This window comes from Pseudomonas sp. N40(2020) (assembly GCF_014472415.1).
GTDB lineage: Bacteria > Pseudomonadota > Gammaproteobacteria > Pseudomonadales > Pseudomonadaceae > Aquipseudomonas.
The window spans coordinates 58,965-76,446 of sequence record NZ_JACSZV010000032.1 but is presented as its reverse complement, the minus strand read 5'-3'; the positions used below and the strand labels follow the sequence as shown (position 1 = coordinate 76,446).

Annotated in this window: 14 protein-coding genes; 9 read left to right on the top strand and 5 right to left on the bottom strand. The window is 46.4% G+C overall.

Features of this window, described 5'->3' with window-relative positions; all coding sequences use genetic code 11:
* Positions 1-182: 182 nt before the first annotated feature.
* From IAI51_RS19850 to IAI51_RS19835, 4 genes are read left to right on the top strand one after another with little or no spacing between them, the layout of a single operon-like run.
* Positions 183-833 (top strand): DUF2491 family protein, encoded by a 651-nt coding sequence (locus tag IAI51_RS19850; RefSeq protein ID WP_187679993.1) that lies wholly within the window; start codon positions 183-185, stop codon positions 831-833.
* Between the two features lie 15 nt (positions 834-848).
* Positions 849-1,274: a DUF350 domain-containing protein gene (locus IAI51_RS19845; protein WP_187679992.1), complete on the top strand. Its 426-nt coding sequence runs from the start codon at positions 849-851 to the stop codon at positions 1,272-1,274.
* Positions 1,275-1,291: 17 nt separating this feature from the next.
* Positions 1,292-1,987, top strand: a complete 696-nt coding sequence (locus IAI51_RS19840) for a DUF1190 domain-containing protein (RefSeq protein ID WP_187679991.1) — start codon at positions 1,292-1,294, stop codon at positions 1,985-1,987.
* Between the two features lie 2 nt (positions 1,988-1,989).
* Positions 1,990-3,147, top strand: coding sequence for a glutathionylspermidine synthase family protein (locus IAI51_RS19835; protein ID WP_187679990.1), 1,158 nt, complete (start codon positions 1,990-1,992; stop codon positions 3,145-3,147).
* An 801-nt stretch (positions 3,148-3,948) separates the two neighbouring features.
* On the opposite strand, the gene IAI51_RS19830 is transcribed toward IAI51_RS19835, so the two are convergent.
* From IAI51_RS19830 to IAI51_RS19820, 3 genes are read right to left on the bottom strand one after another with little or no spacing between them, the layout of a single operon-like run.
* Positions 3,949-4,446 carry a hypothetical protein gene (locus IAI51_RS19830; protein ID WP_187679989.1) on the bottom strand — a complete coding sequence of 166 codons (498 nt, stop codon included), beginning with the start codon at positions 4,444-4,446 and terminating at the stop codon, positions 3,949-3,951.
* A gap of 4 nt (positions 4,447-4,450) precedes the next feature.
* Entirely contained in the window at positions 4,451-5,047 is a 597-nt protein-coding gene (locus tag IAI51_RS19825; RefSeq protein ID WP_187679988.1) for an MbcA/ParS/Xre antitoxin family protein, read from the bottom strand.
* Positions 5,040-5,453: a hypothetical protein gene (locus IAI51_RS19820; protein WP_187679987.1), complete on the bottom strand. Its 414-nt coding sequence runs from the start codon at positions 5,451-5,453 to the stop codon at positions 5,040-5,042. Before IAI51_RS19820 ends, IAI51_RS19825 begins: the two co-directional genes overlap by 8 nt.
* A 133-nt stretch (positions 5,454-5,586) precedes the next feature.
* Between IAI51_RS19820 and IAI51_RS28350 the strand changes: the two genes are divergently transcribed.
* On the top strand, positions 5,587-5,859 hold the full coding sequence (locus IAI51_RS28350) for a helix-turn-helix domain-containing protein (RefSeq protein WP_410458016.1): 273 nt from the start codon (positions 5,587-5,589) through the stop codon (positions 5,857-5,859).
* A gap of 479 nt (positions 5,860-6,338) precedes the next feature.
* A complete protein-coding gene (locus IAI51_RS19810; protein WP_187679985.1) occupies positions 6,339-6,941 on the top strand; it encodes a hypothetical protein in 603 nt (200 codons plus the stop codon).
* Positions 6,942-7,285: 344 nt separating this feature from the next.
* Here the strand turns inward: IAI51_RS19810 and IAI51_RS19805 are convergent, their stop codons facing one another.
* Positions 7,286-7,897 carry a class I SAM-dependent DNA methyltransferase gene (locus tag IAI51_RS19805; RefSeq protein WP_187679984.1) on the bottom strand — a complete coding sequence of 204 codons (612 nt, stop codon included), beginning with the start codon at positions 7,895-7,897 and terminating at the stop codon, positions 7,286-7,288.
* Positions 7,894-8,844, bottom strand: coding sequence for a hypothetical protein (locus IAI51_RS19800; RefSeq protein WP_187679983.1), 951 nt, complete (start codon positions 8,842-8,844; stop codon positions 7,894-7,896). The genes IAI51_RS19805 and IAI51_RS19800 overlap by 4 nt, the downstream gene beginning before the upstream one ends.
* Positions 8,845-9,423: 579 nt before the next feature.
* On the opposite strand from IAI51_RS19800, the gene dptF reads away from it, so the two are divergent.
* From dptF to dptH, 3 genes are read left to right on the top strand one after another with little or no spacing between them, the layout of a single operon-like run.
* Positions 9,424-11,049, top strand: a complete 1,626-nt coding sequence (gene dptF / locus IAI51_RS19795) for a DNA phosphorothioation-dependent restriction protein DptF (protein ID WP_187679982.1) — start codon at positions 9,424-9,426, stop codon at positions 11,047-11,049.
* A complete protein-coding gene (gene dptG / locus IAI51_RS19790; RefSeq protein ID WP_187679981.1) occupies positions 11,049-12,365 on the top strand; it encodes a DNA phosphorothioation-dependent restriction protein DptG in 1,317 nt (438 codons plus the stop codon). Before dptF ends, dptG begins: the two co-directional genes overlap by 1 nt.
* Positions 12,346-17,424, top strand: coding sequence for a DNA phosphorothioation-dependent restriction protein DptH (dptH, locus tag IAI51_RS19785; RefSeq protein WP_187679980.1), 5,079 nt, complete (start codon positions 12,346-12,348; stop codon positions 17,422-17,424). The genes dptG and dptH overlap by 20 nt, the downstream gene beginning before the upstream one ends.
* The last annotated feature ends 58 nt before the right edge of the window (positions 17,425-17,482 follow it).

Below are 17,482 nucleotides of genomic sequence, written 5' to 3'. Positions count from 1 at the left end.
GCCGAAGGCTGCGATCTTTTGATCTGGATTCAAGATCAAAAGATCGCAGCCTTCGGCAGCTCCTACATGGTTTTCAGCACCCACAACATTTGCATTTTGCCTGCTCGTTCACCGCGCAGCCCGGTACACTAACGACGTTTTTTTGCCGACGAACACCTCCACCCGCTTCAAGGAACGTACCCATGGGATGGTTTAAAGATTTGCTGGGCACCAGCAACTGGCAGAACGCTGCGCCAACGCCGACCGTTGCCAGCGGCCCACTCGGGATGGCGCAAGGCAAAGGTGTCAGGTTCGATACGACTCTGGCGCTGCTGCTTGATGGCTCGACCTCGGTGCGTGTGCCCTTCGATCAGGCGATCTGGAGCGCCGGCTGGGTCGACCTCGGCCAGTCCAACAAACTGCATCGCTATTACATGAACGACGAGGATTTCTGGGTACAGATCCACGTCACCGGCGACGACCAGGTCGAATCGGTCACGCTGTTCAACTATATCGGTTACGTGACGGTCAACAGCGACGCCGAACTGCAGCGCCTCGCTGGCCCGAGCAGTCAGATCGGTTTGCCGACCTACGCCCACGAAGGTGTCGAATACACCCGCGAATGGGGCACCGAACAGGGCCAGACCGAACTGGTTCCAATGACCGAACAAGTGGTCAATCCGGACGAGAGCTACACCATCGAACACCATTCGATGCTCTACGCACGCGAAACCGGCCTGACCGATCGCCGCGAACTGCTGCTGTTTTCCGTCGAGCAGGACGAAGAAGGCACCGTCAGCCTGAGCACCTCACTGGGCATCTCGTTGTACACGACTGACCTGAGCACCATTTAAATAAGGAAGTTTTTCATGCTGGAAGTTCTGGCCGTTTCCCTGAACAAAACCGCGTTGACCGGTTTCGTCGTCTACCTGATCGGCGCCGTGCTGCTGTTCATGCTGTTTCAGTTCGTCTACACCCGCATCACCCCGCACAAGGAGTTCGAGCTGATTCGTTCCGGCAACACGGCTGCTGCCGTTGCGCTGGCCGGTGCAATCATCGGTTTCGCCATCCCCGCCAGTAACGTGATTGCCTTTTCGGTCAACGTTGTCGACTTCGTGGTTTGGGCGGTGATCGCCGCAGTGGTGCAACTGTTGGCGTTCCTTGGCACGACCCTGGTGCTTAAAGGTACTTCGCAGCGCATCGCCAACGGTGAAATCGCTGCTGGCATCTACGTCGCCGCCGTAGCGATTAGCGTCGGCATGCTCAACGCTGCGTGCATGACGCCGTCCAACTGATCGGCAGGAAGCCTTAGATGAAACGAAGTAAATACGTTCAGTTGTCCCTCGCGGCGTCGGTGGCCATGGCCATTTCCGGTGAAGCGGCGGCAGTGGATCAGCCGCGCAACTTCCAGAGCGTTGAGCAGTGCGTCGATGCCGAAGTCGCCGCTGATGTTTGCTCGAATGCCTACGTGGCGGCCTTGACCGAACACCGGCGCATCGCCCCGGCGTATGACGACAAGGCCAAGTGCGACGCGGATTTCGCCGCTGATTGGTGCCAGAAGAATTCCGACGGCCGCTTCGTGCCGAAACTCGGTGGCTTCAAAGTGCCGCAGCCCGGTGAAGCCGCGCAAAATCTCGATGCCATCGCCGACGCTCAGATGCCGGCGGGTGACACAACATCCAGCAACGCGGCCCAAAGCACTTCGCACTACTCCGGTGGTGGGGGCGGCGGCAATGGCATGTTGACCGGATGGCTGATCGGCAATGCGATGAGCAACAACCAGAACCGCACGGTTTACCGCGACCGTGATACGCGCCAGACCTACAACACCTCGACGCAGTACCGCAAAATCGAATCGGCGCCTCGCAGTCAACCCGACTACGAGAGCAGCAAAAGCAAACCGGTCAACGTCGCCTCGTCGACTTCCCGTGGCGGCTTCGGCAGCCAGTCCAGCGCCCGCAGTGGTTGGGGTGGCTGGGGCAGCAGTTCCGGTCGCTCGAGCAGCTGACGATGAAAAAGATCCTCTGCGCCGAGCGCCCCGACTGGAAACACACGGCCGAGAGCCTCGGCTTCATGTTCCATACCATCGACGACGAGCCGTACTGGGACGAAAGCGCTTACTACCAGTTCACACTCGCGCAGATCGAAAACGATCTCGAGGACCCGACCACCGAACTGCATGAGATGTGCATGGACCTGGTCGACCGCGTGGTGCACAGCGAAGAACTGCTGAATCGCCTGAGCATTCCTGCTGCGTACTACGACATGATCCGCACGTCCTGGCTGGAAGGTCATCCGCATCTGTATGGGCGTATGGACTTTTCCTACAGCGGCAACGGCCCGGCGAAACTGCTGGAGCTCAACTACGACACGCCGACCAGCCTCTACGAAGCGGCGGCGTTCCAGTGGGGCTGGCTGGAGCAATGCATCGAGCGCGGCACGCTGCCGCGCCATGCCGACCAGTTCAACAGCATCGACACCAAGCTGCATCAGGCTTTCGCCGAGTTGCAACTCAAGCGTCCGTTCTACTTCGCCTCGATGAAAGACTCGGTCGAAGACAAGGGCACCACGGATTACCTGAGACTGATCGCGGAAAAAGTCGGCATCGAATCACGCCACATCGACATTGAAGACATTGGTTTGACCGCCGATGGACGCTTCGTCGATCTGCAGGATCGCTGGATCCCGCACCTGTTCAAGCTGCACGCCTGGGAATTCATCTTCCACGAACCGTTCGGCGCGGCGATTGCCGAGTGCGACACGCAGTTTTTCGAGCCGGCGTGGAAGGCGATCCTGTCGAACAAAGGCGCGTTGCCCTTGCTGTGGGAACTGCACAAGGGCCATCCGAATCTGCTCGCGGCGCATCTCGACCCGAATCCGGCCAGCGCCGTGCCCAAAGGCTGGGTGCGCAAACCGTATTTTTCCCGGGAAGGCGCCAACATCGAACTGCAAACGGCGGAAGGTCTGATCGTCAAAGAAGACGGGCCCTACACCGATGCGCCTTTCATCCTGCAGGAGTTTGCGCCATTGCCGAAGTTCGATGACAGCTACACGCTGATCGGTTCTTGGGTAATCGGCGATCAGGCGGCGGGAATTGGTGTGCGTGAGGACAACAGTTTGATCACCAAGGATTCGAGCCGGTTTCTGCCGCACTTGATCCTGGACTGAAGATCCATCGCCCACAAAAAAGGCCCGTCGTGTTGAACGACGGGCCTTTTTTGTTCAGAGCGGATGCAGCATCACTCTTCTTTAATACAGCTTAGAAAGGTAGTTGTCACAAGTGTCCCAACATCGCCAAAAACATAACAAAACATCAATAATTTCAATGACCTACGATTGCTCAGCTATGCACTCCCAGAATTTTGTAAAGAACCTGCAAAAAAACACAAAGAAACAGGGGTATTCGGTGATTTCGATAGTCACGGGTGTAAAGCACTGCTTTACAAAAGTAGGTACTGCGGTCATCACGATCCTGAGCATGTCTTTGGGCGAGGAACGTTGAACCTTTCACCTAGGATGCCTTAGAGTCATTATAAGCACATAGAAAGCAACCTTCGTCCAGCCAACCAGTCGCAATCGGATGCGTGTTGATCCAGCCATCCATCACCCCGAGGCCCCTACTCCTAGCTCGAACACTAAACTCATACGAGCAAAGCCTGGAGGAAGCAAATGACACGAAAAACGCCACCCGAGCCCGAGGCTCCTCCGGTTGAGCGATTGCAGGGCTCAGCGCACAAGGCGCCTTCTGACGCACCGCCGAAGCGCGGAAGGCTTTCCCTTGAGGGGCTGTTAGCGGAAACACCCGAGAACAGTCGAGACGAAGCGTGGGAAAAAATGGCATCAGATAAAAAGGAGTTCTAATTCAGTAGGATCGCCGGCGCTTTGGAGCCCTTAGTAACAGATTCGCCCGACCTGTCCTATGCGCGAGCGACCCTGTCACCAGACGATATTAATCCTGACGATTCGACCTCAGAACTCATCGGTAAAAAAACCCCACCTACCGACCAATTCATTTATTGCGAGCGAAATTCTGGATTCAGCCATCAACTCCGCAGGCGTGTAACTCAACGCCACCGCGACCGCCATAGCAAACTCATTCAGATCTCCTGGCTCGTATGGCCAGACTTGAAGTTTCATCAGCGACGGGTCGTTGGGACTGTATTCATTGACAACCTCTACCGCGCCCTCCAAAAGCAGATAATTCGTGAGCGATATGGCCATGGTTTTTTGAGGGTAGTCCGCCAACAGCGTGCGCGAATCCAAAAACGTGTCGCCAGCTTCGGCTAAAGCGGGATGGCTGAAAGCACGGACGAACAACGACCTCAACCTCGGCGAGGATACGAGACTACGCACACACCTCAAATCTACAGGACCTTGGCTGAATTCCCATTCCAGCTCGCGGCGCAAATGATCCTGTAGATTTGGATGATCCGCCATCACCACAGTTGGAGCAGTAATCAGCTCCATAAGGTCACACGCCAACCCCATGTTCTAACCGATTCAGAAAAGTGAAAATCGTCTGACACCCCTCTCCCGTCGCCAGCATTTCGCACGGTCGCCGACCAGCAAAAGCGGTGCGTTCTTGCTGTACCCAAAGCACTGCGCCTTCTCCGAAAAATGACAACATCAAGTTCACGGCCTTGACGTAACTGGTGATGTATTTTTCATCCGCGATGTGGGCCTCAATCGGATCGAGATGCCCCCTCGCGGAATGTTTGCCACACCGAGCTACGAGCCACCCCTCAAGACTTACCACTTCGCCAGGATTGCCGCACAGCTCACAGATACAACCAGACGCAAGCTGCGCAATTTCGAAAACTGAACCAATGATTTCATCGCTTCCGCTGTGGTAGATTCGGAGTTGACCGAATTTCTCTTTTGCTTGGGTGACCTTCACGTCGAGCGCCTTCGGCTCCGCATGTTGCCGGGTTAGCCGAAGAGTCGCTTCGATAAGATTCGCCCACCCGTCATTGCATTCAAAACCGAAGATTGCACCCTCGGAAAAGTCTTTCGAAAAGAGCAGAGTGCAGTACTGAGCTGCGAGAAGCCTTTCGATAAAATTATTCATTACCCATTGCCCGCTTTGACCACAACGGGACGCGGGTCTGACCTAGCAATTTTGATGGATAAACCTGTCCGTCCATCAGCTCGTAGCAGACCCGCTCGTCCACTTCCTGAATCTCCCGAATTGGCTCCATCAGCCATTTACCCTTTTGGTTCAGCCAAGGGGGCGATACGAGCTGAACCTCACGAATGAACTGCCCGGGCGTATCTCTTGAGGCCAAATCCAAGAGAAATTTTACTTTCGAAATCATGAACTGCTGCTGCGAAGAACCCTCCTCGCCTGCTACTTCATATGTGACAAAAAACCACTCGTCATTTGACGTTTGCGAGACGTACTTCCAGCGGCGTGCGCCTTCCTCAAGCACGAAGAAAGGATTTTGCACACGTGCTTGCTCGTGAGTTTCAAACATATTAACTCTCCAATAACTATTAACAGCGTACTATAGTACGCTGCTAAATGCAGCTCAATGTGGCTATATACTCCCTTTTGGGGGTAGCCGTGTGAGGGATCTGAACGCCGCTTTTGCGCAAGCTTTGCGAGATATGAGGCACAAGGCCAATCTGTCTCAGACTGATTTTCCGCCTATGGTCAGTCGAGAGCACGTCAGTTTGATGGAGCGGGGAATGCGGTCGCCCAGCTTGAATACGATTGACGACCTGGCCCATGTCATGGGCATCTCGCCCTTGACACTGGTGCTCCAGTGTTATCTACACCGAGACCCGAGCACTACTTTTGATGCGCTGATTTCAAGAGCAGCGCGCGAAATCAGGACGGAAATGATCCACGACGGGTTTAAAAACGATGGAGAAAGCTAGCCTGCTCAGCGAATCATAACCTTGTGTTTGACGCGGGCGTTCTCGCCACTGCTCACCGACCTCCCATAGAGGATGATCAGTCGTTTAGCGTTCTCTACGAATCAGAGGACAAACGCAGTTTTTCCACTCAGCTTGGATCGGTTATAGATGTTCACGCATGGCAGTTATGGGTTGGAAGCTGCTTTTGACCAACGGCAGCTATTGGCTCGATTTCTGCGTGTCGCTGGATGAATATGACCAACAGCAGCCTTCGTAGCGGGCAATGATCTACCTGTTTTTATTCCTTCGGGAAGAGAACGACATCGCGGAGCGACGCCAGATGCGTCTCTCACATCCGCATTAGATGAACAACCCGAGAATCGTTCTCGAAGCAGGTATTGTCGATAAGACTCACCGCTGTTGCAATTTCAGTTTTGCTAAGGTATCTACGGTGCTTTACACATTCCGGTTCCCCTTAGGGAAAGACAAAAGGCGCCATTATGTCCTCTGCATACATCGTTCCTACTGAATACGACCAACCCAAGCCTATAGATGGCGATTACCCTGCAAAAGTTTTTAACACATATGCAGAGTTCGAGTATCAAGGGCGAAAAGTTATCGCTAAATTTGCAAACGAATGTTACATGAATGCTGACGGAAATGATGGTAACGTCGTAGTCACTGGCTATAAAGCGAATATTTCCTGGATTGGTAGCGCCCCCAACAAACCTCTTGAATATCAACGCCGCGATCAAAGAAACACTAGTTTCGATACCTCGTTCACTGCCACTTTAGTTCCACATGAATTTGAGCAACCACACCCATTTGAATATAGCTCAGTGGGATTTAGAACCCGAGCCAGAAGCATCAATGTGGAGTTTGGAACTACACATAAATACGATGCTGTCCTAGAAGATTATGTTCAGTTCGCCGTTCTTGACGCACCCTGCACCATAAAACCACTCGAAGGGCATCCTATGAAGTGCTTGGTGGTTTTCGACGATGAGACTATTTTCCTCGCAAAGCGATATGGCCGAGACGTACATGAGAATTTAGTGGAGAAGGCAGTCAATGAACTTCAGCAGCTTCTATCCAAACAGTGATTTTCCTTCGGGTCGCATAACGGTAGTAATGAGCAGTTTAGAATCACTACCTTGACAGCCTAGATATGCCTTATGGCAGCGGTAACAAGACTCCCCCGTATGACCTAAAGTGACTCGGGGGAAGTTTTTTTGTGGATCTGAAGCCTGCAAGCATTTTGAGATGCATCTAGCGTGTCCGGATTTTTTCAGATAGACAACCATGACTGGTGGCGTCTGACCGAAAGCAGATATCTTAGACAAGCGCCTGTTGGCCGATTGCTATGGATCAGGTGAACTACAATATGGCAACCAATTAGGCCCAGCGAGACACGTTAGAAAGAGTAATCAAGCAATTGACTTCAATATTATTTTTTAACAATTATAAAATTTAGCCATTTCGTATTTATAGTATTGAGCGCATCAGAACTCTCCCACGAGACGAATGACTTAGCGTCAGAACGGGCCGCGACTAACTCCTCGATTTCATTAGAGCTGTAATTGGCAAATAGTCTACCGTCCTCTTTTCGAACAATGCCAACCCCAGACTTTAAAGAGAAATAAAATACACCTGAGTGTTTAAGCGACCTCATGATCGAGTTATAGGTTTCTTCCATCTTTGATCTATCAACATGTAGAAGTGATGCACAAGCCCAAACGCCATCAAACTGGTTGTTGAAATCTATTTGTTCAGCAGCGATTTCATGAATAATTGCACCTGTGCGAGATCTAGCTATTTTCGCCATTTCTCTGGATGGTTCTATTCCCTCTACATAGTATCCGAGATCAATAAAATGTCTCATATCACGACCTGACCCACATCCGACATCTAGAATTCGCCCACTCGGCTTTACCCGAGAAGTGAATTCTATCCAGGGAATTTCAAGCTTTAAATTGAACGTAGTTTTATCATATCGCTCTGAGTTATGATTGTAAAAATCAATTGTTTGCTTGTCCGCCCCGTTTATTTTTCCGATCATAGCCTTTTACCATCAATAAGAGCTTCAATTATTTTTGGCCATTCAGAAATCTCTGCAACTATTTTTTCATAGTCACTGCGAACCAATTCCTCCAGCCTCCACGGATAAACCGCATTATGTACACGCGCATGGGTTTCTTCAGGAAGCAAAGCTTGCTCGTAAGCATCGTTCAACGCTAATCGATGAGAAAGATATTCTGCAAAACAGAGCATCAAAGGTTCATTTGATGGGTCAGCAAATCCGGATTTCTCCTCTATCAATTCCGCCATTCTGGAACCAGTATCAAGAATAAGTTTTACATAAGGAAGACAGTTAGCATTATTTTTCCCTAAATGCGGCAGACTACTGATAAGCCGAAAAGGAGCGCCATTAGGATCTGAGTGCCTGGTATAAAGAGACGACCTATTATTCCTTTGCGGATCTTTGAAGTAATAATATGCCAGTGGATTATCCGCGATCAATAATTCATGTAATTGACGACTAAGGTTGTAACTTTGCTTGATTAAAATCAACAACGGACCGTAGAAATCATTTATCTGCTTGTATCGATATTCCAGAAGTTTAGATTTGGCGTCATATCCAGATTTTTTGGCCTGGGACTCGGCGTTGTGCGTAAACAGCCTTGATTGCGTGAATATAGTAACCAGCGCACCAATCACTGATATAGCGAGAGCTGCAAGGAGAGGTACGTAGGGTTTAATCGAGTTTTCTTGAAGACTATAATTTAATTTTTCAAGCTTCGCATTTACTTGCTTCATCTCATCCGAAGCATCCGGTTCTACGGAGGGAGCTTTTTTTAGTTCAATTTGGTGTGTATGATCGGTAATCTCAGATTTTTTTGGAGTGGCTGCTTTTATGGTATGTGTATTCGGGGCCACATTTTCACTGCCAGCATATGAATAGCACGAGAATGAAATTGCTAGAAACACTAATAAATTTTTATACATTGCCGTGTCTAAGATAATTAGGAGATAGAGAATTAAAGCATCTCACACTTTACTCATTGCTCACAACGAATCGCTGATCAGATGTTGAACACGTTATGGAGCCCACCCGAACCGTTTCCACGAATTTTTGTAGTGACAGCGAGCGTCCATGAACTCGGCACCACATCAATGCTAGGGATGATTGAGAGGCTGTATGAGGAGGAATGGAACAAAAAACGGCTAACCTGACCCAGCACGCGTTAAAAAAAGACAGAGCTGCGCATGCAGCAGCAAACTGTTAGTTAAGCTGCGTACGCAGAGAGACCGTCAACGCGCTGTAGAGGTCTATCCGAACGTGCCATAGGTATTTCAGGCCCGTTGTCGCCCGCGCGCTTGGGGAAAGCCCTAGACAGCGAAAAAGGGATGGGATTTGTCTCGCCTGGCCCGCAGCATTTGGAATCGGAAATGCGAGACCACCAGCGGTTGGCAAATTGCTATGATTGGAAGACAGGAGCGCGGAAATGCTTAGCTCTGCTAGCAGACGCAAATTATGCCCTTTCGGCTTTCGAGAAATTATAGTTCAAGGAGCAAGAGCCGCTGATGACAACAATGACCTTACGAAAAGCGTTGAGTGTTCTCGCGAAGTCCTCTCCATTTTCAGTTAGTACAGTGAGTGAAAGGCAGGACGACTGCTTTGATGTGTTGAAAGAAAAGCTTTACGTGAAACAGCAAATTGAAAGTGATTTCGCTGACTTGCTCGGCTCACTTAAAAACAATGAAATTATCTTTCTATGCGGAAGCAGCGGTGACGGGAAGTCAGAAATTCTAACCCGCTACTATAATGAGTACAGAGGAAAGTACTCATTTCATATGGATGCCACCCATAGCTTCGCACCCCACCAATCTGCGATTGAGGCTTTAGATCAACTTTTCGATATACGCTTGAGAGATCCTAAGCCTCTTGTCGTAGGGATCAATATTGGGATGTTGGCTAATTACGCAAAGGAAGGTGCCGAGCGTCATGAATGTCTGCGAAAAAAAATGGATGTTTTTCTAGCTAGTGAAGGGCAGACAGTAGACAACCTATATTTCCTTGATTTTGAAAAGTACCCAAAATTTAATTTTACGGAAGATGGTTACGCCAGCTCCACCTTCGCGAAGGAGCTAATGAGAAACTTGACTCGTTCGGACAGTGAAAACCCATTTCATTGCTATGCTGCTGAGGAAGAAAAAAGAGGAACTGATCAGAAACTGCTCACTAATTTTAAGCTATTAGCTTTAAATGGCGTGCAAGACGTTATAATTACATATTTATTTAAAGCACGGTTAATTAAAGATCAGTTCGTCACAACACGTGCATTATTAGATCTGTTTCACCATCTACTTTTAGGCCCTGGCTATATTTTTGATAATTTATTTGAAAGCCATGGTAACGATTTGGTTGGAAGACTTGAAGACTTCGATCCGGCCAGGATACACACTCAACCGCTTGATGAGTTTGTATTACGCTACGAACTTGGCTTGCCCGACGAGGCGTTAGATATATTTTTACTTGAACTGAAAGAACTGAAAATTTTCTTCATTCGAGGGGATGAGTCCCGTGGAACAGCTGCGTCGCTAATCAGGTTATTTAGTTTAATTCGCAGTGAAAAGATAGGTAATTGTTATCATCTAAAATATAGTGATGAATTTCGTGAAGATTTGCTAACGAGTTACTCAAAAGTATGGAAGTTACATAATGACTATGATGGCAGCGTTGATTTAAAGACAAAGCTTAGGCGATTTTATACCAATGAGCTTATGGCAGGTATACAGCGCTACGCAAATAGACGCGCTCCCGAGCTTAGGATGGCAAAAGAAGAAATTTTCCTCGGTACGTTCGGCACAGTAAAGCTCTCCGCATTTATTGAAATAAAAGTGGACTTTGAATCAATAGATAAAGCGACAAAAGAAAATAATACACATTTCAATGCGCGATTGAAAATATTCGATCAAATGCTACCTCCTATTCAAGTCAACCTAAATTTTTACGAACTCATATGTAAGCTAAACTCCGGTTATCGTCCTAATAAGTATGACAAAAGCGCGGTGGTCTTGTTGGATGAAGTTGTTGACCATATCACGACAATTGCAAAATCAAAATCCGCCCTTAAATTTTACGAGGGGAATAAGACGTATGTTGCCAAGTTGGACGATGACATGATTGCAATAAGTGGTGGATTATAATGTACCCTATTCCAAAGCCGCTCGTGGCGTCTGACGTAAATAAACTAGATAGCTATTTACCCTTGAGAAATAAAGGCAACGATTTTGATTGGGATGTTATCACTGGCTTAGTATTAAGCCACGTGTTAAAAAAGCGAATCAGCGAATACAGTTTCCAACAGTTTCAAGATGGCTGTAAGAGTGAAATCAGCTTGCTGATGGACGAGCCAGATTTTTGGCAGGTCCTAGAGAGAATGTATTTCAAAGACGAAGATATTTTCAAGATATCACCACTATTTTTACTATTCAAAGCACAGTACTCGGGAAAAGGAAAAAGCGAACTGGGAGCGCCAAATTGGCGGATGGCAACCTTATTTTCGGGTTTACTTGAAAGCTATAGATGCGAGGAAAATTTATCTGGAAATTTAAACTTCTTAGAATCGGCGATGCTGGAAGTGCTAAGTAAGAATTTAACTGACGATGTAGCAGACAAGTTTACCCAAGAATGTCCCTATCTACCGTACATCTCAAAAGCTTTCCAAGATGATATGAGCTTTCTTGCCGCTCATCCCAAGTATTTACTTGATGAGCTGTCGAACACCCTTAAACTATATTCATTTACCTATTGCGCCCAACTAGCATTGAATGTTAAAAACTGGAAAGATGGCGCACCTAGAAGTAAACCTTTATTTTTTATACTTGATTCTGAAAAAGCCAGTTCTGAACGTGTGAAGGTGAGAAACAACGGATATCGAATGTTCTCTTCCGCTTGCGAATGGCTTTTCCCAATATTGTCAGCTTTGGAAGTCCTTCAACAGGGTCACGAAAAACGCCCATTATGGCAGGTGTACTCAGAAGCCTGCGAATACCCCGACCAAACCGAGCTACTAGAAACACTGAATGAATACTTACAATCGTTCATCTCTCGGAGAAGGTTACCGCCGCGAGCCCCTTGCAAGTGTGTAAAGACCGCGTTTGACCAACTTCAGTATGTGGCAATGGAACAGTTCAAGGATGAAACGACTGACAGAGGCACGGTTAACAAGAACTATATCGCCGCCTTAGAGTTGCAGATATGTGGTCACTTTATCCAGGCTCGGGGGCGGGCTGGAAAAGTCTTAGTTCTCAATCCAGACAAGCTGCTTCTATTGACAAACCTGTCGATTGGCGGAAATGAAAAACTAAGGTTGCATGAGCTGATTCGAGAATTCGAGCGGCGCGGATTTTATTTAGATAATCAATCCCAGCAAGTACTCGTATCTTTTTACGAGCGCATGGGGAATATTGAGCGAATGAGTGACAGTGGAGACGCCGTATATGTCCGAAAAACAGTATGAAGCGTATATGGTTAAATGCCTTCTTGAATGGGTTAGCTCTGATATTCAGCCTGGTTGCAGGTATCAGTTCAAGTCTCCAGACTCTGATAACTCTCTATTTTTATATCGCGAGTTGCTAAGTAGAACAAGCTCAAATCTAATTGAGTTTGAAGGTCAAAAGCTTCCATACATTGAATGTGCTGGAACTCAATTAATCCCAGTGTTACATGGCAGCAGCGCCGAAGCATACACAGAAAACTACATATCCCATCTTAGAGACTGTATCGCTGGCCGGAGCGAACCTTTCGCGCGCAGCGCGATGTTGTTTATCCATAACAGTATGCTCGATACCTTGATCAACAGCGCGATGGATCTTGCTGCCCCCGGTGCCATTTGGCACCCCAAGACCCTGGAGAAGGAACTCAGTAAACTGATTGACCTATCAAGTAGCAAAGCTGCGCTATCACGATGCTTGCTTGATGACCAGCTTGCAGTGATCCTAGAAGAAGATGCTACGGTTTTCGGTTTTTCGCCGTTATTTGACTCTCTGAATGACGGGGTACTTGATTTTTCCGAGTTAGGTCTGCTGAACGACCCTGTCATAGAAAATATGTCAATTCAACCATCTCAAGTAAAAAATCGACTTGATGAAAACCGTGAGTTGCGTAGGCAAATAGAATTTAGCCTGATGCACTTTGGCGATCAACTCGACGGTGTGCTAAAGCAATTCAGCCCAAAGTTCATTAAGGAGCATTTTGAGGAGAAAAAAGATTGGTTGCAGCTTCCTTTTAATGATTACTTAGAAGAAATAAGAGCAAATAAATCACAGAAGCTAATATTTGAAAAAGCCTCTGTTTCTGATGCTGCTCTAGAGCAACGTAGTAAGAGTGGTACAAAAGCAGGACAAAAAGAAATAAGTTTATTGATCCAGCCTGCAACAGGAAAAAATAGCGTAGATCTAGAGTTGGTCTTCGTTGGCAATGATCTTGAAAAAAAACAAATCAGGATTGCTCACAACAAACAACTACTTAAAGATACAGAGATAGAGGTCAGCCGAGCAGGAGGAAAAAACTCTAGGGTCAAACTCTGTATACCCTATTTTCAAACACCATGTTTTTTCAGTTTAGAGCTTAAACGTGAAAACAGATCGGAAGAATACAGGTTTCGTTGTCTCATAGTAGAAGCAGGATGTTTCTATCTAGAAGAGGTTAAGAACGCATTTCGTATAGAGCCTCAAAAGAATCAAATCACTCTTCAACTTGAAGAGAATCAATTGAAGCTAGCTGCCATAGGTGACAACGTTTACAACCTAAGCGAGGATGCAGCAGATGTTGACTGCCAGAAGTATCAGTTAGTTGATTTTGAACAGCTGGCCAACCAGAGTGAAATGATCAGGTTCAATTTGTGTAGTGGCGGTTGTCGATTAGCTGTGAATGTGGAGGGGCCAGGCGCTGAGGATGGAGTAAATATTCCGCTACTGTTTGATTTAGAACGACTTGCAAAGTCTCTTAATGACGATGAAAATGCTGAATATAATCGTCTTAAAAAGAAAGTTATTCTCGATAACATCGAGCACAGCATTGTCGGGACGCGCCAGCAATTATTAGATTATGAAGCTGACCTAATAGATCAGAATCTATTGTACGTTAGCAATGAGTCGACTATAAGCATAGAAGAGCTGTCTTCAACTTACCCCTCGCTATCCCATAGTTATGAGAATTTATACAGCTACTATCGAGAGCGGAAAACGCTGCCTAGTCTGGTCGCATGGGGTGAAAACTACTGCCGCTTGGTAAAAGTCGTTCTTGACGCTTTTGAAAGTGCACTGAGCACAATTCCACTTAATCAGGTGCTATCCAAAGATCAGCGAAGTTTGCTAAAAATCGGAATCCACAATCTGGATGGAAAAGAACGTTTCGCGCCTATACACCCATTAGTATTGGCATACCACCATCACCTGGTTGGTGAAATTCGGTCAGAGAGAGTAGAGCTAGGATCAAATTCTTTTTACGGTCTTCCTGATGTTACATTGGACAGACTAGTGGCCTCTGGATTACTTCCATTCACTTATCACTCAGATTCCGATTTTGCAAACTTAGTCCCGGTAAAGGAAAATAAATTTTGGCTGGATCTTATACCGCAAAGAAAGGTAAGCCACAGCTACGTAAGACGTCTAGTTAAGGATAAATTGGCTGAATTCGCTAATGCATACTCACGTCTTTTTACATCCGGCGTAAACAGTTCTCTAATCGTTAATGCAATCAACCAAGCTAGGGCTGAAGAATTATTCTTAGGGCTTCTGGATCACTTCAGATCGGAAAAAGGACCAATAGGATCAGTTCACGTAAATTTCTACGATGAGAATCTTGTAGAAAATGATTTTGATCGGTTCTCAGAGATCGGCACCTATGAAGAGGCTAAGCAGTGGCTTGGTTTGAGTACCAATGCTTTAAGAGCCGATGCGGATACATTAATTGATCAGCTGCGCAGTCGTTTGACTTACAGTAAATTCACATTCCCTAAAGACGAAGAATCTTTACATTACGCTCATCTTTCGTTTTTCAGTAATAATGTTCCAGTTGAATGTCATGCAGTGAAAATTGAAAAAGCACTAAGTGGAGTGTTATGTCAGGGATTAATTAGCGGGGAAGCTGCTGAAACTATGGGTGATGCGTACTTCACCGCGTTTGGTTTAAGAAATGTAGATTACACCCAAGTCCAGTCGCTAAGGATTTCTAACCTAATTGGATCTTTATGGCAGGCTTCGCGACAGCCAAACGCACAATATCTCGGTAACGGAATTGGATTGGCTGTTAGCGCGAATTTTAAAAAGCTTCTAACGCGTTCCTATGATAGTGCTTTGTGGACTACGATAATTGATCCGAAAGTGACTCTTGACTTTTTTACCAGTCAAAAAGATGTAGTTTTAATTCATTATTCTGATCAATATACAAGCAGCGCAGGATATGACGCAATAACCGTAACCAAACAGGTCGACTTGTTTCAACGCTTGCTCAAAGCGGACAACAATGTCGGAGATGACCGTCTCTTGGCAGAGTTTAACGCATTCAATGGCGAGTGGTTGTTGAAAATGATGACCTCCAATGCCAAGGACCGTAAAGAAAAACATGGCATCATCGGCGCTTACAAGTTTGTTAACGCCATGTTAAGTCAGTCAGATATCTGCTGGGTCCCTCTATCCGTAGCAGAGATGATTAGAGTTTCTGGCAATGTTGGTTTGAAAATGACCGAAAGCGATTTTTCGAGGCATCTACAGGGGTATAAAAGTGGTGCTATTTCAGACGATGTGCTTTTTGTCGGATTCAAAAATGACTCTCTATTTCTGTTACCACTAGAGGTAAAAACTGGAGCCAGGCCTAATTTTGCATACGCAGGCCTACAGGCGAAAGAGCTAAAAAGATATTTGCAGGATGAAGTGCTTGGCCCACATACGTTAGCCTCCCGACTGTATCGAGCGCTTTTTATTCGACAAATTTTAATTCAGGTTGAAAAGTTCAAGCTATATAATGTGCTGATCGATAAAAACATGGACTCACTTCTCAGTCGACGTGAATGGTGGCTAAAGGGAGATTACAAGATTGACGATCTTCCTGATTACATTGATGGTATTGTATTAGCACACATCGATAGTGATAGCTGTTTTGAACCAAAGTATACTCGAACCTCTACTAATATTTTAGAAGTTGAGTTACCGTATGCTCTGCTGCCTGCCCTAATTAGGGCCGATAGTCCAATCGCATTAAAAAATCTTATTGATAAATTTAATATTCCACCAGAATACTTGCTAAAAGCATTCAAAAATCAAAACTACGCAGTCACTTCAGTTAAAGATGATGCCGTAATCTCAACAACACCGGCGACTGAAACCGCGGCGGTCAGTTCGACGATTTCTAACAAAACCTCAAAAGTTGAGGAAGTTGATTTAAAGGTATTATTTGGTCACGATGTACTTCGTCAGAACCCCGTATATTGGGAACCTACCAACACCGCTAAATTTATGAATACTAATACCGGTATCATTGGAACGATGGGAACTGGTAAAACTCAATTTACAAAGTCTATTGTTACCCAACTTATCGCCAACCAGCGTTCCAATGTCAATGGTGCTAGTATTGGCATGCTTATTTTTGATTATAAGTCAGACTACGTAGATCAATTTTTTATTGATGCTAATAATGCTAAAACTTTTAAGTTAGATAGGCTTCCTTATAATCCTTTGAGCCTGTATGGAGATATGCCTAAGCTGCCAGTCCATACTGCCACTGGTTTCTCTGAGACCATGGCGAAAGCTTTTGGTCTTGGCCAGAAGCAGCAATTAAGATTAAAAAGACTAATTTTAGATGCATACGAACAGAAAGGAATTAGTGTTTCAGATTCCAACTCCTGGTCTAACTCTGCCCCAACAATAGCCGATGTGTGGGAACTGTTTTTATCCTCTGATAAAGTTGAACAAGACTCCCTTTATGCGGCACTTGATAGCTTGGCTTCATATGAAATATTCGAGCCCGTATCGGATCGTGCGGGATCATTATATGATTTGTTGGATGGTGTCGTCGTAATCGAACTGGCTGGTTACACACCTCAAATTCAAAATCTTGTAGTAGCGCTAACCCTTGATTTGTTCTACTCACAGATGCAAAAATTTGGAAAGCCCACCGTTTGTGGGGATCATCGCCAAATTACTAAGATGATTTTAGTAGATGAGGCTGATAATTTTATGAAAGAAGACTTTCAAAGCCTGCGGAAAATCTTAAAAGAAGGTCGCGAATATGGTGTTGGATTGATACTCTCGACCCAAGAGTTAACACACTTCAAAACTGGTGATAACAATTACGCTTCATACATTCTTACCTGGGTTATCCATAGGGTCGCAGAAATAAGGACCAGTGATATAAGGGCTATATTTAACAAGGATGATCGGCAAGAGCAAGAAAAGCTGATGGAAGTGACTCGCAAGTTAGATAAACATTATAGCTTGTACATAGACGGAGATAAGAAAGTATTAAAGATGAAGGATATGGCCTTCTGGCAGCTGAATCATCTCTCTGCTAGTGAATAGCTAAATAACAAATCGGCCCGTCAGTTATGGTTTTGGTGGTAGGTTAAGCCACCAAAAC

Coding starts and splice junctions, on each gene's coding strand:
- IAI51_RS19845 (WP_187679992.1), top strand. CDS start 849: ATGCTGGAAGTTCTGGCCGTTTCCCTGAACAAAACCGCGTTGACCGGT.
- IAI51_RS19820 (WP_187679987.1), bottom strand. CDS start 5,453: ATGTTTGAAACTCACGAGCAAGCACGTGTGCAAAATCCTTTCTTCGTG.
- IAI51_RS19800 (WP_187679983.1), bottom strand. CDS start 8,844: ATGTATAAAAATTTATTAGTGTTTCTAGCAATTTCATTCTCGTGCTAT.
- IAI51_RS28350 (WP_410458016.1), top strand. CDS start 5,587: ATGAGGCACAAGGCCAATCTGTCTCAGACTGATTTTCCGCCTATGGTC.
- IAI51_RS19805 (WP_187679984.1), bottom strand. CDS start 7,897: ATGATCGGAAAAATAAACGGGGCGGACAAGCAAACAATTGATTTTTAC.
- IAI51_RS19835 (WP_187679990.1), top strand. CDS start 1,990: ATGAAAAAGATCCTCTGCGCCGAGCGCCCCGACTGGAAACACACGGCC.
- IAI51_RS19825 (WP_187679988.1), bottom strand. CDS start 5,047: ATGAATAATTTTATCGAAAGGCTTCTCGCAGCTCAGTACTGCACTCTG.
- IAI51_RS19840 (WP_187679991.1), top strand. CDS start 1,292: ATGAAACGAAGTAAATACGTTCAGTTGTCCCTCGCGGCGTCGGTGGCC.
- dptF (WP_187679982.1), top strand. CDS start 9,424: ATGACAACAATGACCTTACGAAAAGCGTTGAGTGTTCTCGCGAAGTCC.
- IAI51_RS19850 (WP_187679993.1), top strand. CDS start 183: ATGGGATGGTTTAAAGATTTGCTGGGCACCAGCAACTGGCAGAACGCT.
- dptH (WP_187679980.1), top strand. CDS start 12,346: ATGTCCGAAAAACAGTATGAAGCGTATATGGTTAAATGCCTTCTTGAA.
- dptG (WP_187679981.1), top strand. CDS start 11,049: ATGTACCCTATTCCAAAGCCGCTCGTGGCGTCTGACGTAAATAAACTA.
- IAI51_RS19830 (WP_187679989.1), bottom strand. CDS start 4,446: ATGGAGCTGATTACTGCTCCAACTGTGGTGATGGCGGATCATCCAAAT.
- IAI51_RS19810 (WP_187679985.1), top strand. CDS start 6,339: ATGTCCTCTGCATACATCGTTCCTACTGAATACGACCAACCCAAGCCT.